At 46.5% G+C, this 13,531-nt stretch carries 9 protein-coding genes; all 9 read right to left on the reverse strand.

Going from position 1 to position 13,531, the window contains the following annotated elements; all coding sequences use genetic code 11:
- Nucleotides 1-174: 174 nt before the first annotated feature.
- Nucleotides 175-984: a hypothetical protein gene (locus tag BQ5591_RS09960; RefSeq protein ID WP_113740859.1), complete on the reverse strand. Its 810-nt coding sequence runs from the start codon at nucleotides 982-984 to the stop codon at nucleotides 175-177.
- Entirely contained in the window at nucleotides 959-1,762 is an 804-nt protein-coding gene (locus tag BQ5591_RS09965) for a metallophosphoesterase family protein (RefSeq protein WP_071149178.1), read from the reverse strand. The genes BQ5591_RS09960 and BQ5591_RS09965 overlap by 26 nt, the downstream gene beginning before the upstream one ends.
- A gap of 347 nt (nucleotides 1,763-2,109) precedes the next feature.
- Nucleotides 2,110-4,959, reverse strand: coding sequence for an aminomethyl-transferring glycine dehydrogenase (gene gcvP / locus BQ5591_RS09970; protein ID WP_071149179.1), 2,850 nt, complete (start codon nucleotides 4,957-4,959; stop codon nucleotides 2,110-2,112).
- A 63-nt stretch (nucleotides 4,960-5,022) separates the two neighbouring features.
- The gene (locus tag BQ5591_RS09975) at nucleotides 5,023-5,661 is read right to left on the reverse strand and encodes an MBL fold metallo-hydrolase (protein ID WP_071149180.1); all 639 of its coding nucleotides are present in this window, start codon (nucleotides 5,659-5,661) and stop codon (nucleotides 5,023-5,025) included.
- Between the two features lie 63 nt (nucleotides 5,662-5,724).
- Nucleotides 5,725-6,345 carry a 16S rRNA (guanine(527)-N(7))-methyltransferase RsmG gene (gene rsmG / locus BQ5591_RS09980; protein WP_071149181.1) on the reverse strand — a complete coding sequence of 207 codons (621 nt, stop codon included), beginning with the start codon at nucleotides 6,343-6,345 and terminating at the stop codon, nucleotides 5,725-5,727.
- 51 nt (nucleotides 6,346-6,396) lie between these two features.
- Nucleotides 6,397-7,242, reverse strand: coding sequence for a DUF3298 and DUF4163 domain-containing protein (locus tag BQ5591_RS09985; RefSeq protein WP_071149182.1), 846 nt, complete (start codon nucleotides 7,240-7,242; stop codon nucleotides 6,397-6,399).
- 156 nt (nucleotides 7,243-7,398) lie between these two features.
- Nucleotides 7,399-9,042: a VapE domain-containing protein gene (locus BQ5591_RS09990; RefSeq protein ID WP_113740860.1), complete on the reverse strand. Its 1,644-nt coding sequence runs from the start codon at nucleotides 9,040-9,042 to the stop codon at nucleotides 7,399-7,401.
- A gap of 807 nt (nucleotides 9,043-9,849) precedes the next feature.
- Nucleotides 9,850-10,539 (reverse strand): lanthionine synthetase LanC family protein, encoded by a 690-nt coding sequence (locus BQ5591_RS09995; RefSeq protein WP_071149183.1) that lies wholly within the window; start codon nucleotides 10,537-10,539, stop codon nucleotides 9,850-9,852.
- 1 nt (nucleotide 10,540) lies between these two features.
- Entirely contained in the window at nucleotides 10,541-12,964 is a 2,424-nt protein-coding gene (locus BQ5591_RS10000) for an outer membrane beta-barrel family protein (RefSeq protein WP_159434448.1), read from the reverse strand.
- Nucleotides 12,965-13,531: the final 567 nt, after the last annotated feature.

A 13,531-nucleotide genomic window follows, 5' to 3' on the forward strand; every position in this document is an offset into this window, starting at 1 on the left:
GAAACTCTCATTCCCCAAGGAGGTTACGGCCGTTCCCCAAAGAGGAAACGACTGTTTCCAAGGCAGGAAACGAACGGAAACTGCAAGCGTTTGAGCTACAGAGCCTTGCTCTTTTTGCCTCCTTGCGCTTGGGTTATAAGAAATCTCTTGGCTAGTCGGCGGCGTACATCCGGTTTATATCAGCTGCATCTTTATGCCGAATGAAAGGCTCAGGTAATCTTTGGGTTTCAGATATTTGTTGGTAAATGCGCTTATCACGTAGAGGTCGCATGTGCTGATTTCGTAGAACAGGCTGATTTGTTTAGCCATAAGGCGATGCTTTTGGTCGATGTTGAACGTGATTCGTTGCCCTAAGAAAACATGAAAGCGTATTTTGGACGAAAAACCATAATAACCTTTAGGATAACGGTCCGGCTCGTTCACCCAGAAATCATCACCAAATACGGTATTCACATACATGCCGCACGTAAGCGGGTTGATGCTGAACGGGCTTTCTTTGATGCGTAAGTCCCAGGGGATATAATTTTGTTTTAAAGTAAAGGTGAGTTTGGCTTTTTTCGATTGATATTTAGGCAGAATGCCGAAAAGCATGTCTGTCTCCCACTGATTGTGACGTCCATAGTCCCAACCGGGTCCCACCGATACGAGGCCTATATTGCCTGCAAACTGAATTTTGCTGTATACAGGTATCAGGGCTTCCCAGCGGTTGCGGTAGCGGCGGATGCGATGGTCGTATTTGTTTTGATACTGTGGCATGTCTTCGTCGGTCAGTGGTGCCCATATCGTATCGTGTTTTACTATCCAGACGGTATCGTGCTGAAGTTCTGCCTGCTGGATGGTGGAAGAATCGGCGGGTTCGCGATAGGTGATTCTTATGCTGTCTTCCTGCTCTATTTGTGCCTGAAGCGGAAATGCGAATGCGGACAGGAGTAGAGCAAGGCAATAGGGAATGCCTTTTTTAATAATATACCACTTCTCTTTCATAGCCTTCAGGTGTTATGGTGAAAATATAATAGTTGCGGTGTTTCATGCAGTCGCTCATATAATACATGATTCCATCCTCGAAAAGTTCTTCTTCAAAAAGATGATGTTCGTGGCCTGCAGTACAAAACTGAATGCCTGGAAACTCGATGACATACCGTTCGAATACCCGTGCCACATTGTTGTTGAACTGGTCGGCATACGGGCGTACGTGCATGGATATGACAGTCTTGTCAAATTCATCCCTGCGGTTGTGAATTTCGTTTTCCAGAAATTCGAAGTCGGGGATGGGCTGCGAATAGTCGTTTTCGAGGGCATTGGTATTCAGGCAGACAAACTTGACACGTCCGGCAATGAAACTGAAATTGGGATTACCGAAAATGGCTCTGTAGGCTTCTTCGCCAGTTCCCAGACAGTCGTGGTTGCCAATCAGCGTGACGTAGGGTATGTTCAGCTTATTCATAATGTCGCGTTGCCACAGGAATTCGTTGGTGACTCCGAAGTCGCTCATGTCGCCTCCATGTATCACAAAGTCAATATCGTTTCGCTGATTCAGATGTTCGACAAAATCCTCCGTCTCGTCGTACCATCGCTGTGAGTCACTCATTGTGACGATCCGTAGGGTGTCTTTGCCCAGGCAGCGTGCCTCGATTTCTTCGATATTGTGTGCATTGACATTTGTTTCACCGCTTATTCGTACATCGTAAGGATGATAATCTATCATGTCGCAACCGGCTAGCAGCAAACATGCCGAAATGATGTAAAGTAGGGAATGCCTCATGTCTATATCTTACGTTAATAATAAAAAGCTGTATGATCGCTCGGACTGTTTGTATAGTGTGATTCTCTTCTCTGAGAGGTGGTGTGTGATAAAACAGAAGCCGATAAACAGGTTGCAAAAATATGTTTTTCTCTCTGAATGTAGTTTACCAGATTGGCTCTTTTTGTGTTCCGAAAGGAATACTTTACGAGGGTAGCAGGAGGAGGGGGGAGGAAAATTGGCTTGCTTTTCGTTGGGGAGGGAATAAAACAGAACCGGCAGGTATAAAAAAACTGGCTATCAATGATGCCATTGATAACCAGTTCCAGTTCTTTATATATTACTTCTTTTCCGTTAACGGATTCGGTTTACTCGAATGTTCCATAACGTGTAGGAAGCAGTTTGCGGTCGCCCAGAGTGTTGTCTACGCGGGCTACGTTGATCCAGAATTTGTTTTCGCGTACATTCTCTGTCGGATAGGCAGCTTTGGTACGGCTGTAGCAGTGATCCCATTGATCTGCTACTACTTCGTATTCGGGATGCGGAGCGTTGACCAGTACGTTGTCGGTCTTGTCTGCTGTTCCGTCTTTCACTTCCTGAATTTCATTCCAGATGGATAGCATCACTTGGACGAAGTTGTCGAGTTCGGCCAGGCTTTCGCTTTCGGTTGGCTCGATCATCAACGTGCCATGAACAGGGAATGAGAGGGTAGGAGCGTGATAGCCGTAATCCATCAGACGCTTGGCGATGTCGTTTTCGCTGATGCCTGTTTCCTCGTGAATCTTCCGGCATTCGAGTATCATTTCGTGACCTACAAAACCGTTAGCACCACGATATACGATTCCGTAAGTATCGTTCAGGCAAGCGGCCAGGTAGTTTGCATTAAGTATGGCTATCTTGGTGGCGCGTGTCAGGCCTTCGGCACCCATCATGCGGATGTAGCCATAAGTGATAGGCAGAATACCTGCACTACCGTACGGAGCAGACGAAACTTCGTTGGCTGCATTGCCAAACATGTGATGTCCGGGGAGGAAAGGAACCAGGTGGCTGGCTACGCAGATAGGACCTACACCCGGGCCACCGCCACCGTGAGGTGAAGCAAAGGTCTTGTGCAGGTTCAGGTGGCAGACGTCGGCACCGATGAAACCGGGGCTGGTCAGGCCGACTTGGGCGTTCATGTTGGCTCCGTCCATATAGACTTGTGCACCGCAATCGTGGATGATCTTGCAGATTTCTACAATCTCGGTTTCGAAGATTCCGTGCGTAGAAGGATAGGTAATCATCAGGGCAGCAAGGTCGGAACGGTTTTCTTCGGCTTTGGCACGAAGGTCTGCCATGTCGACATTGCCGTGTTCGTCGCAGGCACATGTTACGGTGGTGAAACCAGCCTGAATGGCTGATGCGGGATTGGTTCCATGGGCTGAGGCCGGTATCAGAATCTTGTTGCGGTGGCCTTGACCGATGCTTTCCAGATAGGCGCGGATGACACGCAATCCTGTATACTCGCCTGCTGCGCCGGAATTGGGTTGCAGGCTGACACCTGCAAATCCGGTGATGACTTTCAGTTCATCGCTCAAATTGTTGATAAGTTCATGGTAGCCCTCTGCCTGGTCTTCGGGGACAAACGGGTGAATGTTCATGAATTCCGGGCGGCTTAACGGAAGCATCTCGGCTGCAGCATTCAGTTTCATGGTGCACGAACCAAGCGAAATCATGGAGTGTGCCAGCGATATATCTTTACGGTCCAGGCGTTTGATGTAGCGCATCATCTCTGTTTCCGTGTGGTACAGGTTGAATACTTCATGAGTCAGGAACGGCGTTTTACGTTTGATGGTATCCTGCAGAATACTGCTGTCGGGGATGCTGGTGATTTTGTGCCAGTCTTGTTCGGCAGCAATGGTGAATATGGAGAGCAGGACATTGACTGCGGCAATGTCGGTGGTTTCGTCGATGCTGAATCCGACGTCACCGTTGTCGAAGTACCGCAGATTGACTTCTTTGCTCAGGGCAATGGTGCGTATTTGCTGGGCCGACAGATTGTCGGGCAGGGCGAAACGCAGGGTATCAAAGTATTGTGTATTCTGTTGGCGGAAGCCCAGTTTGCTGATTGCTTTCTCCAGGAATACGGTGATACTATGGATGCGTTCGGCTATGTTGCGGATGCCTTCCTGACCATGGTATACGGCATAGAATCCGGCCATGGTGGCAAGCAGGGCTTGAGCAGTACATATATTGGATGTAGCCTTCTCGCGCTTGATGTGCTGTTCGCGTGTCTGTAGGGCCATGCGGTAGCACAGCTTACCGTATTTGTCACGCGACCATCCGATGATACGTCCAGGCATGTTGCGTTTGTATTCATCGCGTGTGGCAAAATAGGCAGCCGACGGTCCGCCGTAGAACATCGGAGTACCCAAGCGCTGTGTCGATCCGAAGACAATATCAGCACCCCATTCGCCCGGAGGAGTGAGCAGGGCCAGACTCAGGATGTCGGCAGCTACAGCTACTTTGCAACCGGCAGCATGGGCTTTTTCAACGAAACTGCGATAATCCTCAACGTTACCGCTGGCATTGGGGTATTGAACTACGCAGGCAAATATGTCGGGAGTCAGTTCCATTTCATTATAACGTCCTACAGTAAGGCGAATGCCCTGCGGGATGGCGCGGGTTGTCATTACGGCCAAGGTCTGCGGGAAAATGCTTTCGTCTACAAAAACGGTATTCGCTCCTTCTTTCTGTTGTGCGCGCGAGCGGAGAGCGTACATCATGGTGACGGCTTCGGCTGCTGCAGTTCCTTCGTCGAGGAGGGAGCAGTTGGCGAGCGGCATTCCGGTCAGGTCGCATACTGCGGTCTGGAAGTTCATCAGGGCTTCCAGACGTCCTTGGGAAACTTCAGTCTGATAAGGAGTATAGGATGTATACCATACTGGATTTTCGAAAACATTGCGTTGGATAACCGCCGGGGTGATGGTGCCATACCAACCCATGCCTATATATGTAGTATAAAGTTTGTTTTTCGAGGCCAGCTGGGCAATGTGGCCTGCAAATTCATATTCAGTCATAGGTTCGGGCAAGTCGAGAGGCTTGTCTAAGCGAATATTGGACGGAATGGTCTTGTCTATCAGTTCATCAAGGCTGCTAACGCCTATTTTGCGTAGCATAGTCTCTTCATCCTGGGGAGTAATCCCAATGTGGCGATTGATCAATAAGTCGTTTTTCATATCTATATTGATTAAAAATGTTTTTTAATTCGGTTCCTTTTTTGTCAAGCAAGATAATATGGTTTATCTGAAGAATGGATTTTCGGCTTTTTCGATACCAATGGTAGTGGGTGCGCCGTGTCCTGGATAAACAACTGTTTCGTTAGGTAGCACAAACAGGCGGCTGCAGATGTGCTCTATCAGTTCATCGAAGTTGCCTCCTGTCAGATCGGCACGTCCGATACTGCCTTGGAATAGTACGTCGCCCGAGAACATGCAATGTTCGGCGGCACAATAGTATACCAAACTGCCGGGTGAGTGCCCGGGTACGTGGATAGCTTCGAGCTGGGTGTTTCCGAAGGTGATGATGTCGCCGTCGTGCAGATATTTACCTAACGGGACAGGAGCTTCCTGAAGCTGGAATCCAAACATCCGGCTTTGCTTGGGAGCTTCATCTATCCAATACTCATCGGCCTGATTGGCTTCGGCTTTCAAGCCAAATTCTTTCAGCATAAAAGGGTTGCCAAAGATGTGGTCAAGGTGCAGGTGGGTATTGAGCAGATGTTTTATATTCAGCTGGAAGCTGGTAATGAATCCTTTGAGTGCCTGCTTCTCTTCTTCGTAGAAGCACCCGGGGTCGATGACAACTGCTTCGCGCGTTTCGTCCCATAACACGTAGCAGTTCTCGGGGAACATATTGAATTCAAATCTTTTAATTTTCATCTTTTTTTGTATGATTTTCTGATTTATAGATTAGAGGATTTACAAGTGAAAATGCAGTCAGGCTTATAGGGCCGTATAGACTACTTTTTTGGTTTCGAAAAATTCTTCTTTATAATAATCTTTCAGATCCCATATGGCGGTTCTTTGCTTGAATGGCAAAGTCTCGTTTGCCAGTTCGCCACCTTTCAGGCAGATAAGCCCGTTGGGCAAGGCATTTCGCCCCTCGGAAGCAATGTTTTTGCGGATGATCTTTATCAGATCGGCAAGGGGCATGACGGCACGGCTCACGACGAAATCAAACTTCTGTTTCTCTTCTTCGGCACGTTCGTGGCAGAAAGTCGTGTTCTTTAATCCGATACTGTTGGCAACTTCGCTGGCTACACGTACTTTCTTCCCGATGCTGTCTACCAGATGGAAATGTGATTCGGGAAAAAGAATGGCCAGCGGAATACCCGGGAATCCCCCTCCGGTACCTAAGTCCATAATACGGGTGCCGGGGCGGAAACGGATCACCTGGGCTATTCCTAATGAGTGGAGTACATGGTGCTCATATAGATTTGTAATATCTTTGCGGGAGATTACATTTATTTTAGAGTTCCAGTCGGTGTAGAGGTCGTAAAGAGCAGCGAACTGTGTCTTTTGTTCGGCTGTCAGGTCGGGAAAATATTTTAAAATAATGTCCATTGCCTTCTTGATTGCTTTAACGTTGCAGATTAATTTCTGGTTGTTCTTGTCTTATCTGACGGATTCTGTAATTTGAAGGCTGTCGCTCAGCAAGTGCTGCATCATTTCCCATGGCAAGCTGATTTCGATGGCCCCCATTACGTAGGGAGCGATGTCGTATACATTATAATAGAATGTAATGCCTTCCTTGGTCAGATAGAAATTCTCGGTAGGTGTCAGCTCGCCTGTGCTGGCATATCCCATTTCTTCGAGCTCTTCGCGCGACGTAACTTTGTGGATAGCCATTAGCTGGTTCCAGAGCAAGTCGGTCAGAGACTCTTCGTATCCTTCGGCAAAGAGGTCGTCCAGACGGATAGGACGCATGGTGCGGAGGTCAAGATTGAGGAAGGAAGTCATATATATACCGTGTGCTCCTCCTGTATATTCTTCGTAACGGAAGCGGTATACTAACAGATTTTTGGCATAATATTGCACGTGGCTCTGTAGGTGTTTATAATAGGAATACCATGCTCCGACATCAGACGAAGTATCATTGTTCTCTTTCTGATAGAGTGGCTCTAAATCGGACCGGTAATCGCTGATGTATTTTTGGGTATATTGTTCGATGGCTTTCTCGGGTTGCATGGCGAGGTATTTGTCGCCCAGGCAGACAGATAGGAAATATGTGTTGAGGCTATCCTTTAGGCGAGGGTCGGACGACTGGCTGGCAAATGTAAAGTTGATAACCAGATTGCATGCGGGCTTGGCTGTATCTCCGAAAAGGTGGGCAGTCTCGTTTACTTGAATGCTGTCGAACTCTAATGAACCTGTGTTTTTGTTCATCTTGTTACCGCACGAGAAGAAAAAAATGCTTGCTGTAAGCAGAAAGATGAATTGGCTGACAGTTTGCTTTTTCATATCAGTTTTTGTTTTATAATCAATTTGTTGATCAATGCTCTTTAAGGACAAATATAGAATATATTGACGAACCAATTGTATGGAAAAAGGAAAAAATGAGTTTTATTAGTTGTTCTCTTTTTCCAATATATTCAGGGCATTGAGCCATTCCAACGCTTAGGCTTCCACTGTTTTCACCCAATACCCATTTCCGTACTTCGTATGCACCCTGCGCCCTAACTGCGCCAGCAGTCGGGCGAACGACGTGCAGGAACAGTCCTTCAGCGCAGCAGGGTTCTTCTTCTTCACTGTGGTATAAATTTCGGCAGCAGACATCAGGCGGGCACCTTGCTCGCCCGGCTCGGCGAAGCGGAAACAGGAGCTGACCAACTCTTCGGCAGGCGTGACGCGATAGAACGGGCGATTGGCTTGCTGGATCTCGTTTTCCTCTTCCTTGCTGAACCAGCAGCGTTCGCCATTTTCCAACTCGTGCAGCAGCTGGGCATAAAGTTGTTCATAATCTATCGGGGTGTTGCAGTCAATGGGGCGTTCCACCTCCACACAGATGAAGCGGCGGCTGCCCGAAAGGTCAGTCAACAAGTCGCGGCGGTTGCTGGTGCCGATAAATGAGGCGATGCGAGGCAGCGGCTCTGCCGTGCGGCGATAGGCGCGGCGCACGCGCAAGGCTTCCATCTGCATCAGGTTTTTCAGTTGGGGCATCCGGCTGGCGGGCAGGCGGTCGAACTCGTCCAGGTTGATAAGTCCGTACGAGGCTAGTTTGTTCTCCGCCGCCGTGGCGTTGGTCAGGTCGAAGCTTTCGGTAAAGTAGTCGCGTAGTTGGGGCGGAAGCAGCAGGCGGCAGAAGGTGGATTTTCCCAAACCTTGTGCGGTGCTGACCAGTAGCGGCGCCACACTGTTGGCACGGCGTCCCTCTCCACCACGGCCTGTCCACTGGGCTGTGATGGCGAGCATCCAGCGGTGGAAGGCACGTGTCCAAAGGTCGGTGTCGGACACCCGCTTGGCCAGCTCGGTCACACGGTCGGTACCGTCCCATGCGGGAAGGTGCTTGAAATAGAGGTCGAACGGATGGTAGGTCTGCACGTGGTCGGACTCCACATAGCGTTTCACGTCACGGTCCCAGCAGTCCACGCCGCTGTTCATGGCGTCGAGGGCGATGCCGTTCAGGGTACGGTTGTCCACGGGGGTATAAATAAGGTGGTGCGGATCAGCAGTGCTGGTAGTGTCTATACGGGCGCACTCCGTACGTTCCGTCAGCAGGTTGTAGCGGAAGGCATAGTGCAGTTTCAGGTAGCGCGTCAGGCGTTGCATCATCTGTTGCTGGCGCGAGGGCTTTTCGGGTTGGGCAGGAGATTCTTCAGCAGGTGCGGCAACCTCTTCTTGGGGTGCATCTTTTACCACTTCCTTTGCCGTATCTTTCACCGTATCCTCTTCAATGACAGGCGGTTGTTCCATTGTCAGGATACGTGCTTCGGCGGCTTCGTCGGGTTGAGCGTCCACCCATTCGATGATTTCGTTCCCGCCGTTCAGGCTGAACATACGTTTTTGTTCGCCTTTGGTACGGTTGTCGGGTGTCCACGTCATGCGGACACTGAACTCGCCGCTGCCTATCACCACGAACACTTCGCCTCCGGGCAGGCGGGTGCAGACGTGTTGCAGGTCGGCGAACAGCTGTTCGTAGGCAGAAGCGGAAGACGCTGCTGTCGTCGTGCCGGTCGTGTTAGTCGTGTCGTTTGTCGTGTTGTCCTTGCGTGTGGTGTTCCACGGAAGGAACCAGCTTTTCAGGTTCGTAATCAAGTTCATAGCGATTTTTGGGTTTAAGTGATAATGGACGGGGGCGCGGTTACAGACCCCGAGTTTCCCCGTTCCCTTGTTAACTTATTAACTCATTAACTCATTAACTGTTCCCCAAAGATACAAAATCAGAAGGCCTTTGTCAAGTGTTTGGCGAGAAATAATCAACAAAAATCAACTTCTTTTTCAATCACCACACAAATTGGCACAGATTAATTCATACGCGCGCGCACATCGCGTAGAGACGCAAAATTTTGCGTCTCTACCCACACACGCATACATTCATACCCACGCACATGATTACACTACTGTCCCATCCCAAAAACATTTAATCCGTGCTAATCCGCGTCGTCAGTGGTGTTTTTCACCAATTTGCAGGGTGAAGTTTCACCGTAATCTTTTGAGGATTAACCGTTTGTGGTGAAAGATGGATACGCGACCACACGGAATGAGCGGATGAACGCGGATTTTAATTTTTAATTATTCATTTTTAATTGAACCCACGTGAAACTTATCTTTCACCCTATCCTTTTGATTATCAGCACTGATTTTCCGTGTTGAAAGCGTGAACCCAATTTCCCCTTTTCTCCTTTTCATCCGTGTTCGTCCGCTCCATCTGCGTAGTCCGCGTATCCATCCCTCACCCGTTTTTCATTATTCATTTTTCATTCTCAACGTCCTACTTTAGCGGCGTAACATCGGTAGTTAGCCGGCGTAACAAGCAATGCCAGCGGGTTTTGCATTAAATGCCGCCGGGTTTGACAAGCAATGTCCACGAGTATTGCAAGCAATGTCCACGAGTATTGCCTGCAACTCTCACGTGTATTGCTTGTACGGCTCGCGTATATTGCTTGCCATAATCATTGTTGTTAAAGGGGGACGTACAAGGATAATTCTCTTTATACGAGAATTATAAAAATTCAGTTCACAAACATGTCCTAATATAAATAAAAATTTTGCAAGTCTATATGATAAATTAGAAGGCAACGGTTCTTCAAAAAATGAATATCCTGCATTTTGATATGACCAATTTAATATTTTCTCGAAAAACAACTCTAGAATTTGTTTTTCATAAGGTTTACGAATATCTGTTCTTAAACGAAAGTTTAAATAAAGCATTACATCTAACAATGAATCTATATATGCTTCATTCTCAATTCGTTCTTGTTGCAATCCTTTTTCTATTACCTTAAACATAAAATCGTCAATACCTTGAAGTAATCTATTGGGATCTCCTTCCAAATAGTTTTTGCTACATAAGTAACATATTCCTATCCCAATACCAGATAATCCATCAGAAATTCCCAATGAACATTTATTATTGACAGACTTGCATACATGCATTAAACACCTTTCTGCAATCTTTGTATACTTATCATCCTGACTCATGCGTCCATACCAGAAACAAAAGATTGCATAGCCCATTAAACCATGCTGCAAAAACAGATTTTCCTTACGCATAAGAGATAATTCCTTATGTACAATATCATCTAACAAACGGCTCATATCATTCGCTATAATCTACTTTTATGTCATTATTCTGTATCGTTTTATCCGTACTCTTTACACGGGCTTTCAAACGCCCGAAAGTGTAACGAATACCTAAGTTGAAATAAGCCTGATAATATCGGTAAGAAGAACGATAACGATAATTATCGGCTTGCCAGTCATTATGTTTTGTATAGTGGGTCGGCAAGAAACTTCCTGCGCTACAAGAGACTCGTAACTGATTCTTCAAGAAATACTTCGAGAGAGACAGCGTATAGTTATAGCTCGTGCTTCCCCGTCCCTGTAACATTATATAGCGTGTATTGTAACCGCCGTCGGCACTTAGGTAGAGAGAATGCGGCAGTTCCAGTTCCATTTCGCCGCGCAAACGGAAAAAGAAGCCATCATTCTGCATGGAAAGCCTTGAAGCATCATAATACACATAGTGCACAACCGGCGACAGGCGTATGAACAGGTTGCGGCAAGGTCTTCCGGAAAACCAAACACTTAATGCTGACAAGTTTTTTCTGCCCAGATTGTCTTTCGTCAGATGGAGCATATCTCCATCCAAAAAGCGATAATCTAAAATAATGCGGTTAGTATGCTGATGTGACAATGCCCACCGTAACGTATAACGGCCTAAATCATGATAAGAAGCCAATTGTATGGTGTGTGATATTTCTGGTTTCAAACGCTGGTTGCCATACGACAATTGCATGGGAACAGTCGCATCTATATAAGGATCGAGAGCAAAAATGTCAGGACGAAGAGCCGACATGGCATAAGCCAGTTCTATTGACGTTTTTTTAGAACAAGTGTATGCCATAGTAAGCCGAGGAAAGACATTATGGAAAGTCCTGTCCAAATTATGCTCTGGGACGGAATGGCGCAAACGGTCGTGCTGGAGTTCATAGACCATGCCGCCCGTAAGATTGAAACGGGACGTAAGATAATTATACGAAGCATAACCATTGAATACATGTTGATGATGTGTATAACGACTCGTACCTTCTTCATCTCTAATAAAGGATTCCGAATATACGGGCGACACGTCCAACGTGAAATCTTCATTTTCTGGTCTCATGATATATTTCCCTCCTACCGAGAACTTATGGCAAGTACCTATTTTATGGACAAACTCGGTTTCTACCGTGTGGTATCCTCGGGAAGATTTGTGCCTCCGCACATAATCATAAAAGTCCTCTTCATAACCGGCATCCTTGTTTTCAAACTCTACATTCTCGTATTTCAAGGTAGTCGTTTCATCGAAAGGTCGTTTGTAGAAGCGATACCCAAGAAAGAATTTTCCCTGCTGTCCGCCCCTGCCCAAGTGTCGTTCGTAAAAAAGATAGGCATCATACTCGCTGTTCAGAAACAGCCTGTGGCTTCGCTTGGCGTAAGAGTAATTCCGTGTACCGTCCTGACGGAACATAGTCCCTGTTTCATACATATCTTGATGCGGGTTGCTTGCATTGTTCAGAATAACACGGCCATATGCGCTTAGCAAGGAAAAGTCGTCTATTTCATAGCTTGCCGTTCCTTCCATGTCATGAGCATTTGCTTTATATCCATCATCTTCCGTCCGTTTGTAGAAAGCATAATTGTCTGCAGAATTCTCGCGATATTCTTCACGCTCATCTACAGCGCCATGCCCATAATCCCAGCGGTTAGTATAGCTAAGAGACATGGTAAACTTTTTGTATTTTGTCAAGCCGAACAATGTATTTCTCCATCGGCTGTCGCTTGCATCCGTACTTATAGTACTGCTATATCCTTCAATTTTACCCTTAGTCACAAAATTCAGTACCAACGTGTTTGGTCCATATTCAATGCCAGGCTGTGTAACAACTTCTATCCGCTTCACTGAACCGGCATCCAACGACCGTAAAACATTTTCTATGTCTCCTTGTAGTAAAGCATCACGTTTGCCATTTAACTGATAAACAATTGACTGGCCTCCTTCCGATGCAATCGTACCGTTGTGTCGGTTGACCACCAGCAGAGGAACTTTATGCATAACATCGAACGTGTTCTTATCGCGGGCTTCCGGGTCATTCTCGACTTCATACACCAATTTTCCCGGTTTGAGTTTGACAAGCTGTCTATAAGCAGTAATTCGCACCTCATCCAGACGTGTTGACGGTTGAAGGAACACCGTATCAGCAACCTGCCGAAATTCAAGTTCCAAAGAATGATAGCCCACACGACTTAATCGAAGGATACGAATCTGTGATGAATTACGGAAATCCAAAGACGCCACTCCTGTATCGGAGGTCATTGTTGTGCCAACAACCTCTTTGCCTTCATCTAAAGCCAATACAGTGACTACATCCAAAGGAATCCGAGCCTCCTGATCGCAAACAATAAGATTTTTCGTCTGTGCACAAAGCTTCCCCAAGGAAAATAGGAGACAACATATCCCTACTAAAAATCGTCTTTCCATAATCTGCTTTTTTAACGGTTCTTTATAAGAAAAAATAAAAAGAACTCTATTCATATCGAATATACAAAGCCAATATCAAACGACAAAACACTTCAGATACAATCTCTCAATACGCACGTTTGTAAGTGTTTATAATTGTTGTAAATAACTGATAATCAATAAACCTTTTTTCGTAACAATATCCCCAATACGCTAAGTTGAGCAAACATATCCAACTGATTTTATTGATTAGCGGTCGCAATTTAAAGAAAAAATATTGTAACACAAAGAAAATAAGAATTTTTTTAAAACGATAGTTTATATCGAATAATTGATTAATGCGTTCTTTGCCATCCGCGTATCCATCCTTCACTCTGTTTTTCATTTCTAATTATTCACTTTTTATTCTTAACTATCTGCTTTAGTCGCGTAACATCGGTAGTTAGCCGATGCAACAAGCAATATCGCAGAGTTTTATAAGTAATCCCGTCGGATATTGCTTGCAAAGCCTACGGATTGGGAATGCAAAGCCCGTGAGTATTGCTTGCGTCGCTCACGAGCCGTGCAAGTGTCGCTCGAAGGAATCGC

The organism is Bacteroides ndongoniae (assembly GCF_900108345.1).
In the GTDB taxonomy this organism is placed as follows: domain Bacteria; phylum Bacteroidota; class Bacteroidia; order Bacteroidales; family Bacteroidaceae; genus Bacteroides; species Bacteroides ndongoniae.

What these genes read in the sequence shown, in the direction of transcription:
- BQ5591_RS09995 (WP_071149183.1), bottom strand. Translation starts at nt 10,539, where the DNA reads ATGAGCCGTTTGTTAGATGATATTGTACATAAGGAATTATCTCTTATG.
- BQ5591_RS10000 (WP_159434448.1), bottom strand. Translation starts at nt 12,964, where the DNA reads ATGGAAAGACGATTTTTAGTAGGGATATGTTGTCTCCTATTTTCCTTG.
- BQ5591_RS09985 (WP_071149182.1), bottom strand. Translation starts at nt 7,242, where the DNA reads ATGAAAAAGCAAACTGTCAGCCAATTCATCTTTCTGCTTACAGCAAGC.
- BQ5591_RS09960 (WP_113740859.1), bottom strand. Translation starts at nt 984, where the DNA reads ATGAAAGAGAAGTGGTATATTATTAAAAAAGGCATTCCCTATTGCCTT.
- BQ5591_RS09975 (WP_071149180.1), bottom strand. Translation starts at nt 5,661, where the DNA reads ATGAAAATTAAAAGATTTGAATTCAATATGTTCCCCGAGAACTGCTAC.
- BQ5591_RS09965 (WP_071149178.1), bottom strand. Translation starts at nt 1,762, where the DNA reads ATGAGGCATTCCCTACTTTACATCATTTCGGCATGTTTGCTGCTAGCC.
- rsmG (WP_071149181.1), bottom strand. Translation starts at nt 6,345, where the DNA reads ATGGACATTATTTTAAAATATTTTCCCGACCTGACAGCCGAACAAAAG.
- gcvP (WP_071149179.1), bottom strand. Translation starts at nt 4,959, where the DNA reads ATGAAAAACGACTTATTGATCAATCGCCACATTGGGATTACTCCCCAG.
- BQ5591_RS09990 (WP_113740860.1), bottom strand. Translation starts at nt 9,042, where the DNA reads ATGAACTTGATTACGAACCTGAAAAGCTGGTTCCTTCCGTGGAACACC.